This window comes from Marivita lacus (genome assembly GCF_014637725.1).
GTDB classification, from domain to species: Bacteria; Pseudomonadota; Alphaproteobacteria; order Rhodobacterales; family Rhodobacteraceae; genus Marivita; species Marivita lacus.
In genome coordinates, this window is sequence record NZ_BMFC01000001.1 from 555978 (window position 1) to 582083 (window position 26106).

Annotated in this window: 20 protein-coding genes; 10 read left to right on the forward strand and 10 right to left on the reverse strand. The window is 61.8% G+C overall.

Annotated features, from left to right (window positions below):
* The first annotated feature begins 153 nt into the window (after positions 1 to 153).
* The 3 genes from IEV82_RS02730 to IEV82_RS02740 all read left to right on the forward strand — a co-directional run bounded on the left by IEV82_RS02730 (position 154) and on the right by IEV82_RS02740 (position 4332).
* On the forward strand, positions 154 to 888 hold the full coding sequence (locus IEV82_RS02730; protein ID WP_188480410.1) for a metallophosphoesterase: 735 nt from the start codon (positions 154 to 156) through the stop codon (positions 886 to 888).
* 91 nt (positions 889 to 979) lie between these two features.
* A complete protein-coding gene (locus tag IEV82_RS02735) occupies positions 980 to 3187 on the forward strand; it encodes an NADP-dependent isocitrate dehydrogenase (RefSeq protein WP_188480411.1) in 2208 nt (735 codons plus the stop codon).
* A 938-nt stretch (positions 3188 to 4125) separates the two neighbouring features.
* Positions 4126 to 4332 carry a hypothetical protein gene (locus IEV82_RS02740; RefSeq protein WP_188480412.1) on the forward strand — a complete coding sequence of 69 codons (207 nt, stop codon included), beginning with the start codon at positions 4126 to 4128 and terminating at the stop codon, positions 4330 to 4332.
* 121 nt (positions 4333 to 4453) lie between these two features.
* Here the strand turns inward: IEV82_RS02740 and IEV82_RS02745 are convergent, their stop codons facing one another.
* Positions 4454 to 6700: a glycosyltransferase family 2 protein gene (locus IEV82_RS02745; RefSeq protein ID WP_188480413.1), complete on the reverse strand. Its 2247-nt coding sequence runs from the start codon at positions 6698 to 6700 to the stop codon at positions 4454 to 4456.
* Positions 6701 to 6769: 69 nt separating this feature from the next.
* On the reverse strand, positions 6770 to 7738 hold the full coding sequence (locus IEV82_RS02750) for a glycosyltransferase family 2 protein (RefSeq protein ID WP_188480414.1): 969 nt from the start codon (positions 7736 to 7738) through the stop codon (positions 6770 to 6772).
* A 224-nt stretch (positions 7739 to 7962) separates the two neighbouring features.
* On the opposite strand from IEV82_RS02750, the gene IEV82_RS02755 reads away from it, so the two are divergent.
* Positions 7963 to 10173 carry a hypothetical protein gene (locus tag IEV82_RS02755; protein WP_188480415.1) on the forward strand — a complete coding sequence of 737 codons (2211 nt, stop codon included), beginning with the start codon at positions 7963 to 7965 and terminating at the stop codon, positions 10171 to 10173.
* Here the strand turns inward: IEV82_RS02755 and galE are convergent.
* From galE to IEV82_RS02775, 4 genes are all read right to left on the reverse strand, one after another.
* Positions 10170 to 11189: a UDP-glucose 4-epimerase GalE gene (gene galE, locus IEV82_RS02760; RefSeq protein ID WP_188480416.1), complete on the reverse strand. Its 1020-nt coding sequence runs from the start codon at positions 11187 to 11189 to the stop codon at positions 10170 to 10172. The genes IEV82_RS02755 and galE overlap by 4 nt on opposite strands.
* Positions 11190 to 11464: 275 nt before the next feature.
* Positions 11465 to 12343 (reverse strand): DMT family transporter, encoded by an 879-nt coding sequence (locus IEV82_RS02765; RefSeq protein ID WP_188480417.1) that lies wholly within the window; start codon positions 12341 to 12343, stop codon positions 11465 to 11467.
* On the reverse strand, positions 12340 to 14673 hold the full coding sequence (locus IEV82_RS02770; RefSeq protein ID WP_188480418.1) for a PIG-L family deacetylase: 2334 nt from the start codon (positions 14671 to 14673) through the stop codon (positions 12340 to 12342). Before IEV82_RS02770 ends, IEV82_RS02765 begins: the two co-directional genes overlap by 4 nt.
* Positions 14674 to 14676: 3 nt before the next feature.
* Positions 14677 to 15852 carry an ROK family transcriptional regulator gene (locus IEV82_RS02775; RefSeq protein ID WP_188480419.1) on the reverse strand — a complete coding sequence of 392 codons (1176 nt, stop codon included), beginning with the start codon at positions 15850 to 15852 and terminating at the stop codon, positions 14677 to 14679.
* A gap of 118 nt (positions 15853 to 15970) precedes the next feature.
* On the opposite strand from IEV82_RS02775, the gene IEV82_RS02780 reads away from it, so the two are divergent.
* From IEV82_RS02780 to IEV82_RS02805, 6 genes are all read left to right on the forward strand, one after another.
* Complete coding sequence (locus IEV82_RS02780) at positions 15971 to 17239, forward strand: extracellular solute-binding protein (protein ID WP_188480420.1); 1269 nt, start codon at positions 15971 to 15973, stop codon at positions 17237 to 17239.
* Between the two features lie 61 nt (positions 17240 to 17300).
* The gene (locus tag IEV82_RS02785; protein WP_188480421.1) at positions 17301 to 18188 is read left to right on the forward strand and encodes a carbohydrate ABC transporter permease; all 888 of its coding nucleotides are present in this window, start codon (positions 17301 to 17303) and stop codon (positions 18186 to 18188) included.
* Positions 18185 to 19063, forward strand: a complete 879-nt coding sequence (locus IEV82_RS02790) for a carbohydrate ABC transporter permease (RefSeq protein WP_229747667.1) — start codon at positions 18185 to 18187, stop codon at positions 19061 to 19063. The genes IEV82_RS02785 and IEV82_RS02790 overlap by 4 nt, the downstream gene beginning before the upstream one ends.
* A gap of 64 nt (positions 19064 to 19127) precedes the next feature.
* Positions 19128 to 20615: an argininosuccinate lyase gene (gene argH, locus IEV82_RS02795; RefSeq protein ID WP_188480423.1), complete on the forward strand. Its 1488-nt coding sequence runs from the start codon at positions 19128 to 19130 to the stop codon at positions 20613 to 20615.
* 2 nt (positions 20616 to 20617) lie between these two features.
* Positions 20618 to 21673 (forward strand): ABC transporter ATP-binding protein, encoded by a 1056-nt coding sequence (locus IEV82_RS02800; RefSeq protein ID WP_188480424.1) that lies wholly within the window; start codon positions 20618 to 20620, stop codon positions 21671 to 21673.
* Positions 21674 to 21697: 24 nt separating this feature from the next.
* Positions 21698 to 22324, forward strand: a complete 627-nt coding sequence (locus IEV82_RS02805; protein WP_188480425.1) for a glutathione S-transferase family protein — start codon at positions 21698 to 21700, stop codon at positions 22322 to 22324.
* Between the two features lie 23 nt (positions 22325 to 22347).
* On the opposite strand, the gene IEV82_RS02810 is transcribed toward IEV82_RS02805, so the two are convergent.
* The 4 genes from IEV82_RS02810 to ectA are packed head-to-tail and all read right to left on the reverse strand — an operon-like array spanning position 22348 to position 26058.
* The gene (locus tag IEV82_RS02810; RefSeq protein WP_188480426.1) at positions 22348 to 23772 is read right to left on the reverse strand and encodes an aspartate kinase; all 1425 of its coding nucleotides are present in this window, start codon (positions 23770 to 23772) and stop codon (positions 22348 to 22350) included.
* Between the two features lies 1 nt (position 23773).
* Positions 23774 to 24175 carry an ectoine synthase gene (locus tag IEV82_RS02815; protein WP_188480427.1) on the reverse strand — a complete coding sequence of 134 codons (402 nt, stop codon included), beginning with the start codon at positions 24173 to 24175 and terminating at the stop codon, positions 23774 to 23776.
* A gap of 4 nt (positions 24176 to 24179) precedes the next feature.
* Complete coding sequence (gene ectB / locus IEV82_RS02820; protein ID WP_188480793.1) at positions 24180 to 25472, reverse strand: diaminobutyrate--2-oxoglutarate transaminase; 1293 nt, start codon at positions 25470 to 25472, stop codon at positions 24180 to 24182.
* 52 nt (positions 25473 to 25524) lie between these two features.
* The gene (ectA, locus tag IEV82_RS02825; RefSeq protein ID WP_188480794.1) at positions 25525 to 26058 is read right to left on the reverse strand and encodes a diaminobutyrate acetyltransferase; all 534 of its coding nucleotides are present in this window, start codon (positions 26056 to 26058) and stop codon (positions 25525 to 25527) included.
* Positions 26059 to 26106: the final 48 nt, after the last annotated feature.

The following is a 26106-nucleotide window of genomic DNA, read 5'->3' on the forward strand; positions in this document are numbered from 1 at the left end:
GTGGATGCCAACGCGCTAGCACGAAACCCAAGCCACGACCACCAAAGGAAATCGCCCCCAAAGGTTTGTATTGACGATAAATGTCCCATATTCCCCTTCAGGACCGCACAAAAAACCGGCAAACGCTACACGTCACAACAAGAAGCCCGCCTGATGTTCTCCAATCTCTTCGGCAAACGCAAACCCCCCGCCCCCGAGGTCGCCTTTGCCCCCGTGCGCGCGGACTTGCTGTTTTGCGTGATCGGAGACATCCATGGACGCATCGACCTGCTGACATCCCTCGTCGACGCGCTGCCCCCAGAAGCAGACATCATCTCTGTCGGAGACATGATTGACCGTGGCGATCACAGTAAGGATGTGCTGGACTACGTGATGCGCCACGACAGGATCACGCCCATCATGGGCAATCACGAACAGGTCTTGCTGAACTTCCTGAAATCGCCGGAAACGCAAGGCCGCAGATGGCTGCGCAACGGCGGGCTGCAGACGCTGGCCAGCTTTGGCGTGTCCGGCGTCACCGAATCCTCTGGCACGGACGCACTGATGCGGGCGCGCGATGACCTGTTCGACGCGATGGGCGACCAGATGGTGAATTGGCTGGCCAACCTCGAATGTATCGCGTGGTCGGGCAATATCGCGGTGGTGCATGCGGGGGCCGATCCGAACACACCTCTTGAGGAACACGCCCCCGATATCTTTATCTGGGGACATCCGGAATTCCGCAAGACGCCGCGCACCGACGGATTCTGGGTCGTTCACGGCCACACGATCGTCGACCAACCCAAGTTGCAGGATGGGCGCATCTCGATCGACACGGGCGCCTATGCCACCGGGCAGTTGACCGCCGCCGTGTTTTCCCCTGACGGAGTGGAATTCATTTCGACCTGATCGCCCGTTGCGGCAATGTATACCACTGTATGCTGTTTACGACTCGCTTGGTTTGGCCTATTGCATGGGCGAAACATGAAAGGCGTGACCCATGGCTGACACCACAAATCCAGACATCATCTATACCAAGGTAGACGAAGCGCCCGAGCTCGCATCGGCGTCGTTCCTTCCGATCATCCAGAAATTCGCAAGCGCCGCTGGCGTGACGGTCGGCACAAGGGACATCTCGCTCGCGGGGCGGATCCTTGCCACCTTCCCCGAATTCCTGACTGAAGATCAGCGGCAGTCCGACGATCTGGCCGAACTGGGACAGCTGGTAAAGACACCCGAAGCAAACGTGATCAAGCTGCCGAACATCTCGGCCTCGGTGCCGCAGCTGGTCGCCGCGGTCAAGGAATTGCAGGCCCAGGGCTATGCGCTCCCCGATTATCCCGACGCGCCGGAGACCGACGAGGAAAAGGCGGTCCGCGCCAAGTACGATACCATCAAGGGCTCCGCCGTGAACCCGGTCCTGCGAGAAGGCAACTCCGACCGACGCGCGGCCAAGGCGGTCAAGGCCTATGCCCAGAGCAACCCGCACCGCATGGGCGACTGGTCGGCCGACAGCAAGACGCGCGTGTCCTCCATGACCTCCGGCGATTTCCGCTCGAACGAAAAATCCGCCACCCTGCCCGCAGAAACGACGGCAAAGATCGTCCTGATCGCGGAAGACGGCAGCGAAACCGTGCTCAAGGACGGGCTCAGCTTCCCGGCGGGCACCGTGGTCGACGCGACCTTCATGTCGGCCAAGGCGCTGGATGCCTTTATCTCCGAGGAAATCGCCAGCACCAAACGCGACGGCACGCTGTTCTCGCTCCACCTCAAGGCCACGATGATGAAGGTCTCGGACCCGATCATCTTCGGCCACGCGGTCAAATCCTACCTGCAGCCGGTGTTCGACAAACATGGCGACAAACTCGCAGAGGCCGGCGTCAATCCGAACTCCGGTCTGGGTGACATGATGGCCCGGATCACCGACATGCCCGAGGTCAAGGGCGACATCGAACGCGTTCTGGCTGAAAGACCGCCGCTCTACATGGTGGACTCGGACAAGGGTCTCACCAACCTGCACGTGCCCTCGGACGTGATCGTCGATGCGTCGATGCCCGCGCTGATCCGCGCCGGTGGCAAGGGCTGGGGCCCGGATGGCAAGGAACACGATTCCAATTGCGTGATCCCCGACAGCTCCTATGCGTCGGTCTACGAGGAAACGATCAACTACTTCAAAGAAACCGGCAAGCTTGATCCGGCGACCGCAGGCACGGTGCAGAATATCGGCCTGATGGCCCAGAAGGCCGAGGAGTACGGCTCGCACCCGACGACGTTCGAAATCCCGCACAACGGAACCGTGCGGATGGTGCTGGGCGACGGTACGGTCCTGCACGAACACGCCGTCGAAACGGGCGACATCTGGCGCTCTGCATCGACCCGCAAGGCCCCGATCCAAGACTGGGTGCAACTGGCCATCGACCGCCAGAAGGCCGAAGGCTGCGAGGCGATCTTCTGGCTGGACGAGACACGGGCGCATGACGCCGAGCTGCTGAAATACGTCACGCCGATCCTCGACGCCAAGGGCGTGGCGGACAAATTCAGGATCATGGCGCCGCGTGAAGCAACCCGCGCCAGCTTCGAGACGATCCGCGAGGGCAAGACCTCGATCGCGGTGACGGGCAACGTGCTGCGCGACTACCTGACCGATCTCTTCCCGATCCTCGAACTGGCCACCTCGGCCAAGATGCTGTCCATCGTCAAGCTGATGAACGGTGGCGGCTTGTTCGAAACCGGTGCAGGCGGATCGGCACCCAAGCACGTGCAGCAGCTGATGGAACAGAACCACCTGCGCTGGGACAGCCTTGGCGAATTCTGCGCTCTGGGCGAAAGCCTGCAATTCCTCGCGGATGTCCGGTCGAACGAAAAGGCGCGCGTGCTGGGCAAGGCCGTGGATGCCGCAACGCAGGGCATTCTCGACAATGACCGGTCGCCGTCGCGCAAGGTCGGTGAGCCCGACAACCGCGACAGCCATTACTGGTTCGCCCGCTACTGGGCCGAGGCTTTGGCCGCGCAATCCGAAGAGGCCGAGCTTGCTGCGCATTTCGCGCCCATCGCAAAGGCCCTGGCAGACAAAGAAGCGGCGATCCTGTCGGAACTGGCAGCGGCTCAGGGCCAACCGGCGGACCTGGGGGGCTACTACCACACCGATGCGACAAAGACCGAAGCTGTGATGCGCCCCTCTGCAACGTTGAACGCCATCATCGGCTGACGGCGAACATGAAGCGCAGCAAGCCCAGTCACACGGGCTTGCCGACCACGTTTGAAAAACTGCTCCAAGCGGTTTCCTGACCGCTTGGAGCACGCCACGGCAAACGACTTTCGCTGACCGAGCGCAGGGTTTGCAAAACCTTAACGCTCCGGAGGCACCTTCCCCCACACAAAGCGCTTTGAGCGGCAAGGGTCACTCCCATACCGCGACACTACAAAACTGACACTTCTCTCATATGCCGGAAGGCTGACCTTGAGAGACCGGTCTTCACAGGCTCCGGCACCCCCGGAGTACAGGTCGCCCGTTAAATCGGGGATTTGAGAGAACCGTCAGGCCCAACAGGGCGGCGCCGCTTCCTCTCCAATACCACCGCCACCCTCGGGATCGATCCGAGGACCTCGGGACACGTCAGATCACCGGGCCACACCCGGGGATGACGATGACCCGTGCGCGCGATCATGGCTCGCCTACTGGCCATCATCCTTGCCATTTCTGCATCCAGACGACCAAACGACTCGCCCCGGCGTCACAAAACACCGACACATGCCTCACGCCGCGGGTCGCGGCTGCTCTCGCTCCGGTGTTTGCATTGAAACAATGGGCTTTTTTCGAACGGTCACATTTTGTTGACACGTCGCAGGACACAGGAGATCTCGCCATTCCGTCACGCGACGGTGTCAAATCCTTCCAGCCGCGACCGCCCAAAACCCCATGAAATCCGGGCTCGCACCGCGCCTGTGCAGCATCGCGCAAGGGGGGGGGACCGCCCACCCCTCGCGTCAAGTCCACGTTTGCGAGAGCGCCCGTGCACGAGCTGTGAGTTCAAAGCCCGCCGAGCCGGGCCTAGCTTGATCGGTGTCGGACACACAGACCGGCACAGCAGATCACCGAAACCGCGCCACGGCGCAGCAACCCAACCCAGAAAAAGGACCAAAAACATGAAAACCCTCATCGCAACAACCGCACTTGTCCTTACAGCCTTCTCCGCCTCCGCCATGATCGACACTTCCGCGATCGAGCAATACGCGCCGAACGCCGATGTCGCGGCCCTGACCGACGCCGAGGTCAACACCATCCTGTCCGTCATCCACTCGAGCGACAGCGAAGGCGAAAAGCGCGCACTCGTCCAGGCCCTCGTCAAGTGAGCATGGACCGGCCCCAATGGGCCAAACACCAAATCCCGCGACGCGGCCTCTGAACAGGCCCCGTCGCGGAAGATGGAAAAGGCCGCCCCATCCGGGCGGCCTTCAATGTCTCGGCGGCATCCTAGTGCGCGGTCTCGCCGCTGAGTTCGACAGTGAAGAACCAGTCCTCGTTCGGGTCTTTGCGCAGAACCTCGTCCGGCACCACTTCAGGCCCCGACAGAAACACGTTCGACCCGAAATGCATGTGCAACCGCGACAGCTTTTCAAGCCGATCGCCGGTCAAATCCGCATAGAAACCGGCGTAGTTTCCGGTCGCCCGAAGCGCGTCGATCTTGTCCCGATGCGCCGCAACCGCGCTGTCGTGGGCGGCGCGGATCTCCGGATCGGCCAGCAGCCGCGCCAGTTCTTCCCGCATCAGTGGCAGTCGCGTTTGGATCGACAGATCTTCCTCGAAATTGTTGTTCATCCGGAACCAGTAGGCCAGCCCCTGATCCCGGTCGACATGGTTCACGCGTCCGCGGTCACGCTTGACGAGAAAGCTCTCGGCAGAGCGCACGGCGTAGTGATTGAGCTGCACCAGATCATAGCCATAGGTCTCGGTCGTCGAGCGCCAGCCATTTCGGAACATCTCGCGGGGCAGCGGCTTGCCCGACCCGTTGACCCAGTTGATCTCTTCCCAAAGCTGCGGGTTCAGCCCCTTGGGCCGGTGAACGCCCATCTTCTTGAACAAGCCGATATTCCGGAACAGCGTCTTGAAGCCCCAGGCCTGATGCGGCTTGCGCGCGAATTCGGGCGCGCAGCGCAGGAACTGTTCGGTGATCGGCCGGTCCTCGTATTCATGCACGTCGCAATTGCCGAAGAGCCGCCATGTCATCGCGATCATGTTGGCATCCGGCACGGCATCAAAGAGCGCATCCAGCGTGCCGTCACCCACCTTGATGTTCACGAACTCATCGACGTCGATACAGGTCAGCCACGCGGCGTTCTTGACCAAGGGTTCATCATCCGACGCGTGCAAGGCGGCGTGCTGCGGTTTGAGACCACTTTCGCGGAACGGATTTTCGCGGTGCTGCACGAACCCCTTGCGTTCCAGCGTCCGGAGCATCGTGTCGGTGCCATCGGTGCAATCATTGGTGTAAACCAGAATGTCGTCGAACCCGATGGCCCGGTGATAGGCCAGCCACTCGAGGATGAACGGCCCCTCGTTCTTCATCGTGGTGACGATGACCCGACGCCCCTTGCCTCTGGGCAACGCGTCGGTGGCGAGTTCCGGCATCCGCACGGGTTTGTGGCCCCAGTGGTGCTCGGACATCTCCAGCAGCGGCGGGTGTTCGATGAGCGAGGTCTTGGGCACGATCTTTGAGATCGACGGCGTCGGGTGCCGCAGCGCCATGTGCCGGTAGAACAGCTGCGTGCGGCGTCTGTCGGGCACCGCGTTCCCGATCCGGATCATCCGCCAGATCGCGGCCTCGGGCGCCTTGGCCGGTGCGATACACCAGCGCTGTCGCCCGCTTTTCGAGTCGAACTGCACACAGATGTGATCGGCAAAACGGGTCGGGTCGTCCTTGCGCACGCGCCACGGGTAGCAATGCCGCCCGAAGAGCGCAATCAGACCGCCCTCAGCCTCCACCGCGCTGTCGAACACGTTTGGCGCATCCGGCGGCAAAAGGTCGTGCACGTCGATATTGCATACCGCCCGCGCCTGCCCGAGGAACCGCGCGCGCAGGATTTCGTACAGCGACATCGCGCCAAGCGGCGAGTCCCAGGGCGATGGCGGTGGCACCTCCATCCGGTCCTTGCCGGGGGCTTCGGGCACGCAGAAGGGGTGCGCCTCGGCGGGGGCATCGGTTCGCCCCAATGGCAGATCGCTGGTCAGGATGGTCACATCGCACCCCAGAGACAGGCGCTCCATCTCGGCGGCAAGCTGCGCGGCAAATTCGGGGTCTGTCCCCGGTTGCGCCCGGTCCACGATGACCGCCGCCTGAAGCGACTGGGTCTGTACATGGTGTTGCAGCCAGACCGCAACAGTCTGTGCATTCTCGCCATTGCGCACCGCGGCGATGCAGTTCAGCCCTTCGAACCGGTCCTGTTCCGACGCGGCCAGCATGATCTCCACAGGCGCGCCGTTCAGCGTCAGTCGCAGGTCGCCATCCTCGGACAGTGGATAGGTGACGCAGGCAGCACCGCCGACACTGGCCTGAGACAATGGCGCGACCCCATCCGCATGGGCAAGCGCTGCAACATCGCTGCCCGCCGCAAGAAACAGCGTCGCACAGGGCTGGCCATCCTGCAGCACCGATACGGCGTCCAGAACCGTGATCGGACCAAGGGCCAAACCCGGCAAGCGCCTTTCGATCACCTGTCCCATGTCGCCCCTACCTGCGGTTCTCACTCGGATCGGCCGGGCATCCCCGGATCACGGATGTGGTCCGCACACTCACAACGCCGCCTTCAAGCCATTGACCAGCTCGTCCATGTCCGGGTCGATCTTCAACGATGCCGCCTTGCGCGTGTGCCAGTCCACCGCGCGCGCGTGCAGGTCTTGCAGCACCGGATCGGATTTCAACTCCTTGGCCAGCTTGGACACCTTGGTCTTGTACCGGTCGATGGACGTATCCTTGTCGTGGTTCAGGTTGAACCGCTCCCAATACTCCATCCCCAGCACGTGATGCGAATGGTTGGCCCGACCGCGCGCGCGTTTGACAAGGAAACTGTCCATGGAGCGCAGCGCATAATGGTTCACCTGCGCATGGGTGAACAGCGGCGGATTGTCGGTGCGCTCGCCACCGATGATATACTCGATCCCGCCCGGCAGAACGCGGCGCGTGTCGGCGACATGCTCCTCAAGCGACACCGGCGCATGCAGGCCCATGCGCTGAAACTTGTGCTGGTTGGTATAGAGCGACTTGACGAATTTCCCGGTCTCGGGCCGCAATTCGGCATCCCATTCGTCTTCACCCATGCGGAACTGCTGCGTCACGGGTGTGTCGGCAAAGTTTTCGATCCCACCCGCCCCGAACACCCGCCACGGCACAGAGATCACGTCGGCATCCGGCCCGGACCCGTCAACAAGCGCCTGCACCGACCCGTCACCGATATGGATGTTGAGGTATTCGTCCACGTCACACACGAAGACCCATGTGGCGTCCATCACGATGTCATAGCGACGGCTGGCCTGACGCAGCGCCGAGCGGTGAATCCCGCCCTTGCGCACGATCGTGTTGTGCTGCGTCACCAACCCCATCTCTTGCAGGCGCAAGAGGATCTCCACGGTCGTGTCCGTGCAATCATTGGTGCAGACAAGGATATGGTCAAACCCCAGCACCTTGTAATGGGCCACCCAGTCAATGATGTAGGGGCCTTCGTTTTTCATGGTTGAGACAACCGTGTAGGTGTCACCGCTCATTACTGCCTCGCCTAGCGGGTCAATTTACACCCGCAATTATTGATGTTTTGCAAAAAAGGTAACGTGTCGTCGGTCATTCTGGCAAGCTGCATGGCACCAAAGGCACGAATGATGCAAAAACTGGGTCAGATATCACGCAGGCTACACAACCCGATATTTTGTGCTTAGGATTCCGAAAAAGACAGCGCCCGATCGGAACAAGAGGCGCGGATGAGGTGACGCAGATGCCACGCACGCGCGAGGTCGGAACGCTCTGGATCGGGGGGCCGCTCAGTTGGCTGGAACAGCTGTGCCTCAAGTCCTTTGTCGACAAGGGCCAGAAGATCACCCTGTTCAGCTATGAGGACATCCCCAACGTCCCCGACGGCGTGATCCGCCGCGACGGGCGCGAGATCATCGATACAGAAGACTTCATCAAGTACGAACAGAAGAACAGCTACGCGCTCTTTGCGGACTGGTTTCGCTTGCACATGATCCACCAGAACCCCGGCATGATCTGGGTGGATACGGATGTCTATTGCCATCGCCCGATGGAGTACGACAGCGATTATGTCTTCGGATATGAACTGCCCGGCGAACACCGGGTGAATAATGCCGTGCTTGGCCTGCCCGCCGACAGCGACGCGCTGCGCCAGATGATCGACTTTACCAACGACCGCCATTCCATCGCGCCCTTCCTGCCCCGCAAACGACAGGACGAGATGCGCAAGAAGGCCGAAAAGGGCAAGCCGGTGCATATCACCGAACAGCCCTGGGGCGTCTGGGGGCCGATGATGGTCACGCATTACGTTCATGCTCTGGGCCTCGAAGACCATGTGCAACCGCTCAACGCGTTCTATCCGATCACCTTTCGCGAACGGTTCAAGTTCATGCGCCGCGCCGAACTGGCCGAGGGTCTGATCACCTCCCAGACCACCGCGCTGCACCTCTGGGCGTCGAACAAGCGCCAGTTGGGCGCCCTGCATGGCGGTCTGCCGCCCAAGGGGTCCTACCTCGAAAAGCTGGTGCAGGCGCATGGGATCAACCCGGCGCTGGCCCCGATCAAGGGACGTGGCAACACCATTTTTGACGGCGCGCTGATCGACGCGCTGGATCTCGACGAGGTCACCAGCGTCGCCGACCTGACCGGTGCCGCGCGCAGCTTCGTGCTGTCGCTGCATCACAAGTTCGACTGCGACATCCACCTTGTGAACACCAACCGCCGCGCCAGGTTCAAGGACGAGGACATGCCGTGGCTGGCCGAATACATCACCTTCCTGACCGACAACGAGGTCGATCCCGACAGGATCAAGGTGATCCGTTCCGAGGCCGAGCTGCGCCCGGTTGATGTGCTGTGCAACCTTCAGGGCTTTGGCGATCTTTGGAAGACGCAGTTCCTTGAGGTGTTCCTGCAACGCTGTCTCCATTCCGACACGCGCGTCTTCATGGATGTGCGCCGCGGGTCCGGCGCGTTTCCGTTCCTCAAGCCCTACGGCACCAACACCACCCTTTCGACGCGCGAGGACGAGGGCAAACCCGTCACGCGCATCAAGATCACACCAAACCCGCCCGAACCTGCCACCGACGAAAGCTGGGACGCCATCGCGCTTCAGCTTGCCGGAGCCAAGGGATGGTACCGGCCCGGCACCAACGGGCACAGTTTCCTCTACATCTCGCGTGATCCCGACACGCTGGTGGTGTCCTTCGACAACCTCGATATCGCGATGACCAAACGCGAGGATCGCCGCCCCTGGGGCTACAGCTTCATCAAGGATCAGGGCTGGTCGATGCTCGGCGTGCTGGCCGGCGGCTGGACCTGGTACCGCGAACAATGGGTCCATGACCAGTTCGACGATCTGAAAGACAGCGGGTTCTTCAGGCAGTTCAAACGCGTGGTCTTCTATGGCGCGTCGATGGGCGGCTATGCGGCTTGCGCCTTTTCACCGGCCGCACCGGGATGCGACGTGGTGGCGATCTCGCCGCAATCGACGGTCGACAAAGCCATCGTGCCGTGGGAATCCCGCTACAAGGTGGTTTGGGACCGCGATTTCAGCGGCAAGTATGGCGACGCCGCGCAGGTCAGCGAAGCCGCCAATCGTGTCTCGATCCTCTATGACCCGTATGAGCCGCTCGATGCGCAACATGCGGCGCGCTTTACAGGTGCGAACGTGCAACACCTGCGCGCGCCCTTGCTGGGGCACCGGCTCGGCAGTTCGCTGAACCAGATGGGCATTCTCAGCCCGATCATCCTTGGCGCGCTGAACGGCACCCTGAACAGCGACGCCTATTACAAGCTGCTCCGCGAACGCCGCAGCTTTCCGCGCTACCAGCGGGAACTGTTCAACCGCGCTGTGGAAAAGGGCCACACCCGGCTTGCGAAATCGCTGGGCGAACACATCCTCAGACAGAACTCCAACCGTGCCGTACGCATGGGGCTCAAGGATCTGACGGGCTAGCCTTCGGCCTTTTGCGCCGAATTCTGCATCCAGACCCAACTGGTGCGGCACATGTCGAACAGGTCGTACTGCGCCTCGAACCCCAGAACCGTCTTGGCAAGCGACGGGTCGGCATAGCTCGACGCCGCATCCCCATCGCGGCGGGGCGCGATCTTGTAGGGGATGTCGCGGTTGCTCGCGCGGGCATAGGTCGCGATCAGGTCCAACACCGAATATCCCCGCCCCGTGCCAAGATTCACGACATGACCTGTCCCGTCACGCTCCAGCGCGGCCAGCGATTGCACATGACCCTGCGCCAGATCGAAGACATGGATGTAATCACGCACACCCGTACCATCGGGCGTGGGATAATCGTCGCCGAACACCGACAGCACGGGCAATTGGCCTGCCGCCACCTTGGCGACATAGGGCATGAGGTTGTCGGGTAGGCCTGCCGGGTCTTCGCCGATCAGCCCGGACGGATGCGCCCCCACCGGGTTGAAGTAGCGCAGCACGCCCACCGCCCAGCGCGGGTCGGAGGCCACGGTCTGTTCGATGATCTGTTCGCAGACCAGCTTGGAATGGCCGTACGGATTGCCATAGCTCAGCGGTTCGGTTTCCCGGATCGGCAGGTCGGCGGCGCTGCCATAGACGGTGGCCGAGGACGAAAACACCAGACGCCGCACATCGGCCGCATCCATCGCCTGCATCAGGGTGACCAGCCCGACGATGTTGTTCTGCATGTAGGCCAGCGGCTTGCGCATGCTTTCGCCGACCGATTTCGACGCCGCGAAATGGATCACCGCGTCGATGTCGTGATCGGCAAACACCCGGTCCAGAAGAGCACGATCCAGCACATCGCCTTCGATGACATGCACGGCCTGACCGGTGACGGTCTCAAGCCGCGACGGAACATCCCGTGCGGAATTGCTGAAATTGTCGAGGACAAGAACCTCGTACCCGGCATTGACCAAAGCGACATGGGTGTGCGAGCCGATATACCCGGCCCCTCCCGTCAAAAGCACGCGCTGTGTCACAGGACACCTCCAGAAAACCCGCCCAGAACCGATGTTCTGCCTGCGCAACCGCTGCGCAAGCCCGTGTCCTACGCGCCAAATATGTTGTCAATCGGTACCTGTTCATGGTGAATTTCCGATCATTTCTGTCGCCGTGGTGACCACATTGTGGAAGGACCGCGGTGGGCTCAGGCCATGTGCGCCCTCTATAACAGCTCACTCTGAGCGGGTGCGCATAGCGCGTCAGACGTCGTCCGAATACAGACACAATGATTTCGGTCCCGCTCGGAACGCGTTCACCTGATCCGCATCATCGCCCGCGGGCGGCGCGACACCGTCAACGATGCAGCGGCCAGCACAACGAGTGTTGCGCCCGCCATGAACCGCAAGGTCGGCGTTTCGCCAAAGGCAAAGTATCCGGCGGCGGTAGAGAGCGGCAGGCTCATGTAGCCCAGCACCGACAGCACGCCTGCATCGCCGTTGAAATGCGCCCGCAGGAAACAGGCCTGCGCGGATTGCGCGAACACCCCGATGGCCAGCAATGGCACAAGGTGGTCAGACGGGATGGGCTGCCATGACCAGAGCGCGAATGGCAGGGTGCAGAGCCCCAGACCCACGGTGTAGAAGGTCATCAGCACGATCGTCGGAGTGGCGCGCAATCGGCGGGTGACGATCACGGCACCCGACCCGGTCAAAACGACCAACGCCAGCGCCATCAGCCCCGGACCCAGCGTGGTGCCATCGGGGTCGATGGCGATCAGCACCCCCAGCATGGCGACAATCGCGGCAAGCCATTGCCCACCGGTGACCCGTTCCCGCAGCAGCAGAGCCGCCAGTACCATCACCACAAGCGGACGGGTGAAATTCATCGTCGTGAACAGCGCCAGAGGCACGCGGGCGATGGCGAAATAGCTGGCGGTCAGCGTGGCCGCGCTCAGCCCGACGCGCAGCACTTGCAGGGGCAGGTCCGGCACCAGGGCAAAGCTGTGGCGGTTGCGCAGGATCCACGGCAACAACAGCACCAAACCGATCCCGGCCCGCAGGAACACGATCTGCGCCACGGGATAACCCAGCCCCAGCGCCTTGACGATGCCCAGCGCCCAGATGTTCAGCGCCATATCGGCCAATAGCCACGCACCGCCCCTGACATTGTCGCGCGGCGCGTCTGGGTTCATCGGCGCGGAGCGATCAGGTTCGCCATCAGGCGGTAGGCACCGGGCACCAGCCGCGCAATCTGGGTGTGCAACACGAGGCTGCAATGGGTGTGCCGCCCATTGCCGATCTCGGCGGTCAACAGCCCACCTTTCAGCGGCTCTTCACCGGGGTCGGACATGGACAGCAAAGGCGTATAGGCGTCATCCCAGCTCTTGGCGAAATAGAGACCGCGTTCCTTGACCCATCCCTGCCAATCCGCGTCGGTGATCCGGTTCGGCTCGGACAGCACCGGATGGTCGGTCAGATGCGTGACTTCGGCCTCTGCATCGGTCACGCGCCAGCGCAGCGAGGGCTGCCCGATTTCGAGCCTGCGCGGCGGAACAGTCTCTGGATCCCAGTTGTCCCATGGCCTGTGATAGAGGGTCAGAAGCGTACCGCCGGCCTCGACCCAGTCCCGCAAGCGGGGCATTTCCGACACCAGCCCGTCCCGGAACCGCAGCGCGAAGATGCCGATCACAATCGTGTCGAACCCGGCCAGCGCATCGTCACTGGTGATCTGATCGTCGCTCAGTACGGTCACATCGACACCCAGCGCGTTCAGCCACTCTGCCACCGCATCATGCCCGCTGCCGATATAGCCGACCTTGGCCTCAGGCAGCGCCACGTCCAGCACGCGGACGGTCAGCGCGGCAGGTCGGGCATGCACGGTCGGGTCGACATGGTCATGGGCGATGCGCTGTTCGGTCATCGCCGGATCATCCCCGACAAACAGCGGCAGGGAATGAAGCCCCGGCTCCGGGTCGTCGGGCAGAACGATCTCGACACCACCCGCCGCCTGCTGCGTGCTCCAGCCTTCGGGCAGATCGAAACTCACCCGGCGGCCTGCCGGGCTGACATCGGCGATCCCGACCAAGACACTGCGTTTGGGCGTTTTCAGGTTGATCAGAGCCGCATCCGGCGCGATCAGCGCGGCGCGGTCCGGCAGGATCACCGGCGGTGTCTCGAACGGCACCGCAACCGTGGCAGTCCCGAGCTTGATCTCGATGCGGGGCAGCGGGGGATCGGCTGGATCGTATTCAGGGCGGTACGGGTCAGTCTGATTGGCGTTGGCGGTAATGGTGATCCGACCGTCCTCTTCCGACCAGCCATAGGGCAGCGCAAGGCTGTGGCTGCACGCCTCGGCCGCGCCGGGGTCGAATTCGACCGTCACATCTGTGGTGTCGCCGGGGCGCAGCCACGTCTGGCCCGTGCGCGCGCGGGCCTCGACGCCAAGGGCAAGCCGCAGGACATGGGCAAGCTGCCGGTGCTTTGCAGCCAGTCGGTGGGCCATGTGCGCAGGGGCGTCCGCCTCGGCCAATTGGACCTGCTTGAGCGCATTCTGTGCCGTCACCGCCATATGGGTGACATGCGGGAAAGCCGATATGGTCTCGGTGATATGACCATGCGCCGCCAGGAGAAGATCTGCGATCTCGGGCGCCTGACCGGCCAGATCCGCCAGGGTTTGCGGCAAGCCCGCGCCCAGCGCATCATCCGGCCCGTCCACATGGCTGACGGCAAGGTGCAGGGGCCAGTCCCTGCCCGGTCCGGCAGGGACCCAACGCCCCATGCCTTGGGTGCGGTGACAGGCGCGCGACATCTGGCCGATGCGGGCATATCTCCAGCCGGACATCGGGTCTTTCCCTGCGCCGTCGATGGTCAGCGTCGCCTCGGGGGGCGGCAGATCGTCGTCATAGGCCTGCCCTGCACCGGACCACGCGGGCAGGTACATCTTGGACACCTGCCAGGGCGGCAGATTCGACGGAAAGTCGGGATCGGCGGCAGCGGTCATCACCTCATGCGCGGCTTGGGTCATGGCGCGGTGGTGGCCGTGCTGACCGGGCACGTCGAGGAAAGTGGGCAGGATGATATCCGGGCGATCGGTGCGCACAATCTCGACAAAGCGGTGCAGGAGATGGTCGTGCCCCCAGATGCCCATCGTCTCTTCGCCGCTTTTCGAGAACCGGAAATCCCGGATCGGATCGTCGGGCGAGGTGCCGTGCCAGTAAAGCCGCATGTTCAGAAGATCGCAGGCGCGTTCCATCTCACGCGTCCGCAAAGCGCCCAGCGCCGGGCCGCTTTCGGTGCCGATGTCATTCTGTCCGCCCTCGCCACGGGTGGAGCACGCGTAGCTGAGGTTGATGCCGTCACGCAGACCGATGGCGGCAAGCAGCGCGGTGGTTTCGTCGTCGGGATGCGCGCCGGTGTTCATCAGCCGCACCACCGATTGCAGCGGACGCAGCGCCCACCACAGATCAAGCACGCGCGGGCGCATCCGGGTCTCTTGCAGGCGGGTCTGGTCTTGGGTCGGCATGTGTTACCTCGCTTCGGCGATGGTGGGTGTAAAGGCCTGGTGCAACACGAGGGCGGCGGCACCCAGAGTTGCGGTCATGCGGCCTGACGTGCCGCGCATCAGACGTGGATGCACGCGGTCTGGCCGGTTGGACACAGAGCGTTCGGGCAGCACCGTGCGGGCGATGATGTGATCCAGCAGCACATCGGGCATCGCGCCACCAAGTATCACGGTTTCCGGATCGAACAGGTTTTCAATGATCGACAGCGCCGCAGACAATGCCTGCGCCGCCTGATCCAGCCACAGCATCAGATGCCGGTTTGCGCTGGAATAGAGACTGGTAAGATCATCCATGGTCGTGACATCCATGCCCTGTCGGGCCAAACAGGCTTGCACCGACAAACGACTGGTCGCGCTTTCGAGTTCCACCGGTCGCCCGTCGACAAGCACCTGAATGTGGCCGATCTCTCCGGCGTTGCCGAAAGCGCCTTGCAGGATCTGACCGTTCTGGACAAGGCCGAGGCCAAGCCCCTGACCGAAATAGAGATAGGCGAAATCATCCAGACCGCGTGCCACACCGTTCATCCGTTCGGCCATCGCCGCTGCGTTGGCATCGTTCTCGACAAAGACCGGAAGCTCAAGCGCGGTTGCGAAGATCTCCGCGGGGTCGCCGATGTTCCAGCCGGGAAGCTCGGACGCGGTGCCGGTCAGGCCGGTGTCGCCAAACGGGCCGGGCATGACGATCCCTGCGCCCATGAGCATGTGTCTCTGCACCTGCGTTTGCGACAGGGCGTGATCGAGTTGGGCACAAACAGTGTCGAGGATCACGCCTTTCGTCGGGTCTTTCAGCGGTGTGCGGTGCGTGAGGATCGGGGTTCCCACCAGATCGACCAGCGCGGTGAACATCGCGGTGGGCCGCACCTCGACACCAAAGGCATAGCCGCCTCCGGGTCTGATGGCATATTGCTGCACCGGCAGGCCGCGCCCGGCGCTGCGGTGGCCCTGTTCGACCAGCAGCCCTTCGGCCAGCAGATCAGAGATGATGTTCGATACCGCTTGAGTGGACAGCCCAGAGGCGCGGGCGATTTCGGCGCGCCCGATGGTGCCGGAATGGCGCACCGCCCGCAGAACCAACTGTTTGTTGTGGCTGCGCGCGCGTTCGGGATTCGCGCCAAGTTTCGGTTTCAGCGTCGTGACCATGCCTTCGCTTAGCGCACCAAACTTGAACACTCAAGAAAGTTGAGTTAACGCTTGGAGATTGACCGGTCCCGACCAAGGATGGGCTGGCGTTTCAACAGATCTCAACAGGGAGAGGTCCATGACATTCTTCAACGTCAAAGCATTGGCCGTTGCGACAGCAACCAGCGCCGCTGCTCTTTTCAGCACTGCCGCACAGGCAGTAGAAATCGAATACTGGCAATACTTCTTCGACACTCGGGTCGAGGCGATGGAAACACTGATCGAGAATTTCGAGGCGGCGAACCCGGACATCACGGTCAAGATGACCCATTTCCCCTATGCCGATTACCGCACCAAAGTTGCCGCAGCGATCCCGGCCGGCGAAGGCCCGGATGTGGTGCAGCTGTTCTACGGCTGGCTGAACGATTATGTCGCCGCCGACCTGATCCAGCCGCTGCCTTCGGACGTGTTCCCCGCAAGCAAGATCGACGCGGAGTTCTTTCCGATGGTGCAGGCCATGAAGGAAGGCGATCAGTACTGGGCGCTGCCCACTGCCGTACGGTCGCTTGCCCTGTTCTACAACACACGCCTGCTGGAGGAAGCCGGGGTCGAGCCGCCCACCACGCTGGACGAGATGATCGCCGCTGCAAAGGCGATGACCAAGCGCGATGGCGCGGGCAACCTGACGCAAGTTGGCATGACCGCCGGCATGACCGCGCAGGATCACCATTGGTGGCGCGAGGGCCTTGTGCGGCAGTTCGGCGGGGAGCCTTATGTCGATGATTACCAGACGGTGAACTACAACAATGAGGCGGGTCTCGAGGCGCTGAATTTCTATTCGAGCCTCTTCATGGGCGACGACGCGGTGACGTCGATCGGGTTCATGGACGAGCCTCAGGCGGCCTTCAAGGCCGGGCGCGCGGGGCTGCATATCGACGGGTCGTTCCGCATCGGGTCGCTGGAAGGCCAGCGCGGCCTGAATTGGGGTGTGACCGAGCTTCCGGCGACGGCGGATGGCACGCAGTCGAATTATGCGTCCTACTGGGTGAACGCGATCACCACCAAGGCCGAGGGCGAGAAATACGACGCGGCGGTCAAGTTCATGGAGTACATCACCGGTGACGAGGCGATGCAGGTCTGGCTGGATGTGGTCGGTGAACTGCCCGCCAAGCCTTCGGTCGGCATGACGGATGAAAACGCGAGTGACCCGGTCTTTGGCCCGTTCATTCGGGGGCTGGAATACGCCCACACCACCAAGTTCGCCAATGAAAGCGGCCAGCGGCAGGTGATGGTGGAAATGGTCGAGCGCATGACCCTTCAGGGCATGAGCGCCGAGGACAGCCTTGCCATTGCGGCCGAAGCCGAACAGAAGATCCTCGACGATTATTACAAGAGCGCGTCGAACTGATCGCACGAAACGGACGCCCCGGGAGCCTTTGGGCCGGGGTGTCCCCTTTTCGGACACAGGCATGTATCGCAATCTGACCATCCGGCAGAAACAGATCGTCTGGGCATGGGCGTTTCTGGCCATTCCAATCCTGTTCTACACGGTGATCCGGTTCTATCCGACAGGCAACGCCATCCTGATCAGCTTTCAGGACTGGAACCTGCTGGGCGACCGGACCTGGACTGGTTTTGACAATTACCAGACGCTGTTCGCCGATCCGGTGTTCTGGAAGGTGTTCCGGAACACCTTTGTCTATCTGCTGATCGGCACGCCCGTCAGCCTGATCATTTCCTTCGTGATCGCCTATCACCTGGATCAGGTTCGGTTCATGCACGGGTTCCTGCGGATGCTTTACTTCCTGCCCTTCATGACCAGCGCCGTTGCGATGGCCTGGGTGTGGCGGTGGTTTTACCAGCCGGTGCCGGTGGGGTTGTTCAACAATGCACTGGCGAGCATGGGCATCCCCCAGTTCCCGTTCCTGCAATCGACCACCTGGGCGCTGCCGTCGGTTCTGGCCCCGGCGGTCTGGGCAGGGCTTGGATTTCAGGTGATCATCTTCATGGCCGGGTTGCGGGCGATCCCGCGCAGTTATTACGAGGCCGCACGGATCGACGGGGTGTCGTGGTGGACGGTGCTGTGGGAAATCACGCTGCCGCTCTTGAAGCCGACCATCGTGTTCATCGTGGTGTTCAGCTCCATCGGGTTCCTGCGCATCTTTGACCACGTGTTCAACATGACGACGAACAATCCCGGCGGGCCGTTGAACAGCACCAAACCGCTGGTGCTGATGATCTACGAGACCGCATTCAGCGCCTTCGACATGGGGTATGCGGCCGCGCAGACGGTGGTGTTGTTCCTTGTTCTGCTGGTGGTGAGCCTGATCCAGCTGCGCATCCTGAGGGACAGCTGATGGCCGTTACCGAAATCCGCCCGACGACCGACGCGCTGCTCAAGACGGACGCGCCGAAGAAGCCCGCGAACATGGGGCAGATCATCCGCTGGACGCTGCTGTTTCTGGGTGGCGTCGCGATGGTGATGCCCATCGCCTACATGATCTCGACCTCGCTGAAATGGCCGCATGAGGTCTATAACCTCAAGCTGATCCCGGACGAGCCGCATCTCGAGAACTACACCTATGTGCTCGAGGACGGGCGGTTCTACTGGTGGTTCCTCAATTCGATGATCATCGCGGTGATCACCACCGTGTGTAACGTGATCTTCGACTCTCTGGTGGGCTACACGCTGTGCAAGTTCCGCTTTCCGGGCCGGTACATCGTGTTCATCGCGATCCTGTCGACGTTGATGATCCCGACCGAGATGCTTGTGATCCCCTGGTACCTGATGAGCCAGCAATTCGGGTGGCTGGACACCTATTGGGGCATCATGTTCCCCGGCCTGATGACGGCCTTCGGCACCTTCCTGATGAAGCAGTTTTTCGAAACCGTTCCCGACGATTTCATCGAAGCGGCGCGAATCGACGGGCTGAACGAGTTGCAGATCTGGTGGACCGTGGCGATGCCATTGGTGAAGCCCGCGCTGGCCGCACTGGCGATCTTTGTCTTCCTCGGAAACTGGACCGCGTTCATCTGGCCGCTGATCGTCACCAATTCGGTCGAAATGTATACCCTGCCGGTCGGGCTGTCGTCCTTTGGCGACGAGGCCGATGTGGCCTGGGAGTTGATCATGACGGGGGCCGCGATTTCGACCATTCCGACACTGATCGTGTTCCTGATCTTCCAGCGCTACATCATCCAGGGCGTGGTGATGGCGGGGCTCAAGGGATGACGGGGCACGGTTTGGCAGGCGTCGTTTTGGCATATTTGGAAAAAGAAGAAGCAGGGGGCGGCGCATGACGGACCAGAGCGTGTTTCCGGACCCGACCTATCGGGACACCGTGCTTGCACCTTTGTTCGAGGGTGTGAAGGCGCATTACGCGGGGCATATGGGCGCGATCAACCGCGCGCATCTGGTGATGCTGGCGGAGACCGGGATCCTGCCTGCGGGTGAGGCGGACGCGATAGCGAGGGCCTTGCGGGAAATCGAGACAGAGACAGATATCGACGCGCTGACCTATACCGGCGAGTTCGAGGATTATTTCTTTCTGGTCGAGGCAGAGTTGAAACGCCGGTTGGGCGATCTGGGCGGGGCCCTGCACACCGCGCGGTCGCGCAATGACATGGACCATACGCTGTTCAAGCTGGCGCTTCGGGATCGGGTGGCGGTGCTGCTGAAGCAGGCGTTGACCTTGACCGAGGCGCTGATTGCCAAGGCGGAGGCCGAGAAAGCGACTTTGATCGTGGCTTATACGCACGGGCAACCGGCGCAACCGACGACCTGGGGGCATTATCTGGGTGCGGTGATCGAGGTTCTCTTGAGGGACATTGCGCGGCTCAACGCGGCGGCGGACGGGTTGGAGCATTGCCCGATGGGCGCTGCCGCGATCACCACAAGCGGGTTCCCGATAGACCGGGCGCGCATGGCGGACTTGCTGGGGTTTTCCGGACCGTTGGTCAATTCCTATGGCTGTATCGCGTCCGTCGATTACGTGACCGGGCTTTATTCCGCGATGAAGCTGATGTTCCTGCATCTGGGCCGGGTCATTCAGGACATGCAGTTCTGGACCGCCTTCGAGGTGGGGCAGCTGTATGTGCCCAACAGCCTTGTGCAGATCAGTTCGATCATGCCGCAAAAGCGCAACCCGGTGCCGATCGAGCATCTGCGCCATCTGGCGAGCGCGACGGTGGGGCAATGCGATGCCATCGTGAATGTCATGCACAACACGCCCTTCACCGACATGAACGACAGCGAAGGCGAGGTGCAGCAGTTGGGATATGCCGCGTTCGACCGCGGTGCGCGGGTGTTGCAGTTGCTGACCGCGCTGATCCCGGCCTGCCGGGTGAATGTGGATCGGGTGCGACGGACCACCGACTCGGCCTGCATCACGATCACCGAACTGGCGGACACGCTTGTCCGCGACGAAGGGCTGAGTTTTCGTGCGGCACATGAGGTCGCGGCGGCGACAGCGAAGGCAGTGATTGCCGAAGGGGCAGCTTTGGGGGATGGGTTTGCGCCGTTTCGCAGCGCTTTTGCCGCGCAGACCGGGCGCGAGACCGGGTTGTCGGAGGAGCAGTTCCGCACGGCCGTTGCGCCCGAGACATTCGTGGCGCGGCGGGATCGGACCGGGGGACCGGCGGAGGCTGCCATGTCCGAGGCCTTGGGGCAGTATTCGGCGACGGCGCAGGCCGCCCGCGCGGTCTGTGCCGAACGCAAAAACAGACACGAAACCGCACAACAGAGACTGAATACGGCGTTTGACGCGCTGCTGGTGAAGGACTGACCATGGCCGACCTTGCGATCAGAAATCTGGTCAAACGCTATGACAAGACCGAGGTGCTGCATGGCATCAGCCTTGATGTCGAAGATGGCGAGTTCGTCGTGTTTGTCGGCCCGTCGGGCTGTGGCAAATCCACAACGCTGCGTCTGATCGCGGGGCTGGAGGACGCGACACAGGGCGAGATCGTGATCGGTGGGCGCGTGGTCAACAACCTCGAGCCCAAGGACCGGGATATCGCGATGGTGTTCCAGAACTACGCGATCTACCCGCACATGACCGTGCGCAAGAATATCGGCTTTGGACTGCGCACAGCAAAGATGTCGAAGGCGGACAAGGAAGCGCGGATCGACGAAGTGGCGGGCATTCTGGGGATGACCGATCTTCTGGCGCGCAAGCCCAGCCAGTTGTCCGGCGGGCAACGGCAGCGCGTTGCCATCGGGCGGGCGATGGTGCGTGATCCGGCGGTGTTTCTGTTTGACGAGCCGCTGTCGAACCTCGATGCGCAGTTGCGCACGCAGATGCGGCTGGAGATCAAGAAGCTGCACCAGCGGGTCGGCAACACGATCATCTTCGTCACCCATGATCAGGTCGAGGCGATGACGATGGCGGATCGGATCGTCATCATGAAGGACGGGCATATCCAGCAGGTCGGCACACCTGCCGAGGTCTATCACAAGCCCGCCAACACCTTTGTCGCCGGGTTCATTGGTGCGCCGTCGATGAACATGCTGTCGGGTTCGGTGTCGCAGGGCAAATTGCGGCTTGGGTCGGGGACCATGCTGGACCTTGGGCTGGACATGGCGGAAGGGCGCGCTGTCACGGTGGGTGTGCGGCCCGAAGACCTGCATCCCGGTGATGGCCCTGCGCTTGTACGCGGGCCGGTGACGGTGCGCGAACCGCTGGGGCACGAGACGCTGATCTATGTCGGGGCCGAGGGGCAGGAAGTGATTGCCAAGGCGGATGGGCGCACGCCGCCGGAGGTCGGGCAAGAGGTGACCTTGACCGCTGCGGTGGAGACGCTGCACATTTTCGATGCAGCAACCGGCGATGCGTTGCGGTGAAGTGACCACGAAAGGCAGGATGCAATGATCGATCTTTACACCTGGACCACACCGAACGGGCGCAAGGTGTCCATCCTTCTCGAAGAGCTGGGCGTGCCCTACAGCGTGCACTCGATCGACATCGGCAAGGACGAGCAGTTCGCGCCGGAGTTCCTCAGGATCTCACCCAACAACAAGATCCCGGCGATTGTCGATCAGGAGACTGGGCTTTCGCTGATGGAGAGCGGGGCGATCCTGCTGTATCTCGCGCAGAAGCATGACCGGTTCCTGGCCAAAGGCGACGCGTATTGGCGGATGATGGAATGGCTGATGTGGCAGATGGGCGGGTTTGGCCCGATGCTGGGTCAGGCGCATCATTTCCTGAAGTTCAACAGGGGTGTGTCGGATTATGCCGAGGTGCGGTACGGCACAGAGGCCGCGCGGCTCTATTCCGTGCTCAACACCCATCTGGACGGGCGGGATTACGTGGCCGGGGACTATGGCATCGCCGATATGGCGATCTTTCCATGGGCGGCGCGGTTCGAGTGGCAGGATGTGGACCTGAACGATTTTCCCCATGTCAGGGACTGGTATCTGCGGATTTCAGATCGACCGGCAGTACAGAAGGGCTATCAGGTTCCGAAATTCGTCACGGAGATTCCGATGCCCTGAACCGGGCATCGGAGAGGTGTTGATCAGGCCGCGCGCGACAGGTGCGCTGGGACATCTTCGATCAGTTCGGCATGGAGCGCCTTGATCACGTCTTCCATGGAATCGCGGTCCATCACGAATTGCACGTCGACGTTGCGCGGACCCTGGCTGGCGCCGATGGCCTCGCGTCCGGCCTTGGCGATGGCTTGCAGGCCGCGCGTCAGGATGGACAGACCGTTGAGATCACGACCGATGACCGACACCATGGCCAGTCGGCGGCTGGTGATCTCTGCGGCCGGGAACAGCTTGGCGATGTCACGTTCCACCCGGCGCATCGTCTTGAGCGATGCGTCCAAATAATGTGTGATCGTGTTGGCGTTCGAGGTCTTGGACACGATGCGGACATTGTGCCGGGTCAGAACGTCAAGGATGCCTGCATCATACCCTTTGACGCCAACCATGTCCTGTTCGAACACCTCGAGCGTCACGATATCAAGTCCGGTGACGATTTCCGCCGCAGGTTTGTCTGCAGGTTGGTCGTCGATCAGCGTGCCGGGATCGCCGGGATCAAAGGCGTTTGTGACGCGCAGAGGCACACCCGCCTGACGCAAGGTCTTGGCCGCCTTGGGGTGGATCGCCTCCATCCCCATGTTGGACAGCTGGTCCGCCACGTCATAATTCGTGCGGCCGAGTTTGCGCACCGCCCCTTCACCGACCAGCTTGGGATCGGCAGAGGACAAGTGGAATTCCTTGTGGATGATCGCCTCGCGGGCGCCGGTTAGGGCGGCCAGATGCGAAAAGGTCACTTCGGAATAGCCCCGGTCGAATTCGTTCATCAGCCCTTCGACGCATTGCGCATAGCCGGTGACGATGGGCATTTCGACGGACGGGTCGATGCCTTCGAACGCGCCGGTGATCCGCTTTTCAAGACAGACATCGCCCTCGTCGCGCCAGCCTGACAGGTCCACGAACAGCGCTTCGACGCCGCTGCGCTGAAGCATCAGCGACGTGACATAAGCCGAATGGGATTCCCCCAGACCGGACAGCAGTTCGCGGATATGACCCATATGTTCGGGCAGGCGGAAGTGGCCGTAGGAACACAGGCGCTGCAGGTCGATCAGGCAGTTGCGGGCGCCGAGGATGCGCTCATCGACAAAAAGGTCCGCCTGCTGAATGTCAGCCTTGTGGGTCAGGAGTTCCCCGTGCGCCGCCTTCATCGCAACTGCGACATCATCCAGCGCGTCCTGCCATTTGTGGTTGCTGTCGTTATGCGCAAAGAGCGCATAGACACCGGGTTCGCCCGATTTCTTGTGCTCCAGCAGCAGGTTGGTGATCCCGGCAAAAGCGGAAACCACGAAGATGCGGTTGTAGATGTCCGTCATTCCGCGATCCCCGATGAAGAGCGTCTCTTTCAATTCGGAGAGGCGGGACATGGATGTCCCGCCGATCTTTTCCACAGTATGTGTCATTTCAGGCGTCCTCGGTTTCCGGCGCGGCATAGGACCCGTCTTCGCGGTGGACTTCGGTGCCGGTCACCGGCGGATTGAAGCAGCATGCCATGACCAGTTCTTCTTCGGCGCGCAGCACATGGCGGTCATGCTTGTCGAGCGCATACATTACGCCGGGCGTGATCTCGTGGGTCTCGTCCGTGGCAAGGTCGGTGATCGAGCCCTTGCCCTTCATGCAATACACGCTTTCGAAGTGGTTCTTGTATTCGAACGTGTGTTCGGACCCTTCTTCCAGAAAGGTGATGTGGAACGAAAAGCCCATCTTGTCTTCGGCCAGCAGCATCCGGACGCTTGTCCAGTTGGCATTCGCGACAACGCGGTGCTTTTCTTCCGCAACGAGCTTGTTGAAGTCTCTGACGATCATTGTGTTACTCCGCTGCGAGTGTCTTGTGACTGGACAGGATATCGGTCGCTGCTGCGAGCAGGATCTCGAAGCCCTTGCGCAGGGTATCCTTGGGCGTTGTCAGAGGTGCGAGCACCTTGATCACCTGATCTTCGCTGCCCGAAGTTTCGATGATCAGACCGTTTTCATAGGCCCGCGCGCAGATCGCGCCCGCCAGATCACCTGATCCGACATCGACGCCCTGCATCAGGCCACGCCCCTTGAGGAACGCTCCGGGCACCATCGCGGCCAGATCGGACAGCGCATCGTGCACCATCTGCGATTTCTCGGACAGTTCCTTCTGGAAGCTGTCATCGGCCCAGAATTTCTCGACCGCGACCCTTGCGGTGACAAAGGCATGGGTGTTGCCCCGGAAGGTGCCGTTGTGCTCGGCCGGACCGAAAATGTCGTATTCCGGGCGCACCAGCAGCATCGCCATGGGCAGACCGAAACCGGAGATGGATTTGGCCATCGTGACGATATCGGGCATCACGTCCATCTCTTCGAACGAGAAGAACGTGCCGCAGCGGCCACAACCGGCCTGAACGTCGTCGACGATCAGAAGCGCGCCGTGGTCCTTGGCAAGCTTTGCAATCCGCTTGACCCATTCTGGGCTGGCCGCGTTCAGGCCACCTTCACCCTGGACGGTTTCCAGCAGGATCGCGGCAGGCGCATCGATGCCGCCGGATTTGTCGGACAGCATCGCGTCAAGGAATTCCGCCGTATCGGTTTGGCCGGGGAAGTAATTGTCGAACGGCATGCGCGTGACGCCGTTCAGCGACATGCCCGCACCGCCGCGGTGATAGCCGTTGCCGGTGGCCGCAAGAGCGCCGGATGTCACACCGTGAAACCCATTGGTGAAGGCAATCACGTTGGTGCGTCCCGTGACCTTGCGCGCGATCTTCATCGCTGCTTCGACGGCATTGGCACCGGTCGGACCGGTGAACATCACCCGGTGATCCATGCCGCGCGGTTCAAGGATGTGCTGTTCAAAGCTTTCCAGGAACGCCGCCTTGGTGTTGGTGTGCAGGTCGAGACCATGCGCGATTCCGTCGTTCGAGATATGCTCGATCAGCGCAGCCTTCATGTCGGGGTCGTTGTGGCCGTAGTTCAGCGAAGAACATCCGGCGAGGAAGTCGATATAGGTCTTGCCGGTGTCGTCGGTGATCTCGGACCCGCGCGCCATCGTGAAGGTTGCGGGCATCCCGCGGCAATAGGAGCGCGCCTGGCTTTCGCGGCGTTCGTAAATCGAATCGGTCGTGTTCATGTCCTTGGGCATCATGTGTCCTTTCAAGGCATTTGAATTGAATTTTGGGAATAGAACGCGTGGTTCAGGCAGCGCGCTTGAGATCGCGTGCCGAAGGAATCGTGATCGACACCATGTGTTCGGTGTCGTGACGCCCTTCAAAGTGAACATCCCGCGTAAAGTGGGGTTCGTCGGTCAGTTCGCCGCCGATGTGGCGGGCAAACCCGCGGAACAGCGCCCATGAGGCTGCGTTGTCGCGTGTGATCGTGGTCTTGAGATGCGTGGCACCGTCACAGACGTCGCGTTCGATGAGGTCGAGCAACATCTTCTTGCCCAAACCCATGCCACGCGCCTTGGCGCTGACGGCAACCTGCCAGACAAACAGGGCATTCTGGTCGGGGATCATGTGACCGGAAATCCAGCCAATGATGTCGCCATCAAGCTGGGCGACGATGCAGGTGTCGCGAAAATGGTCGGCCTGAACGAGATTACAGTACATCGAATTCTCGTCGAGAGGCTTGCAGTCTTTTACAAGCTCCCAGATTGCGGCCCCGTCCGTCGCATTCGGCTTGCGAAGACGAGGCGCACCCGTTCGGGGAATGTCACTGTGTGTTGGCATCTTTTCTGACCCTTTTTTAGTTCGCCTAACTAAGTAGTATAAGTGGTT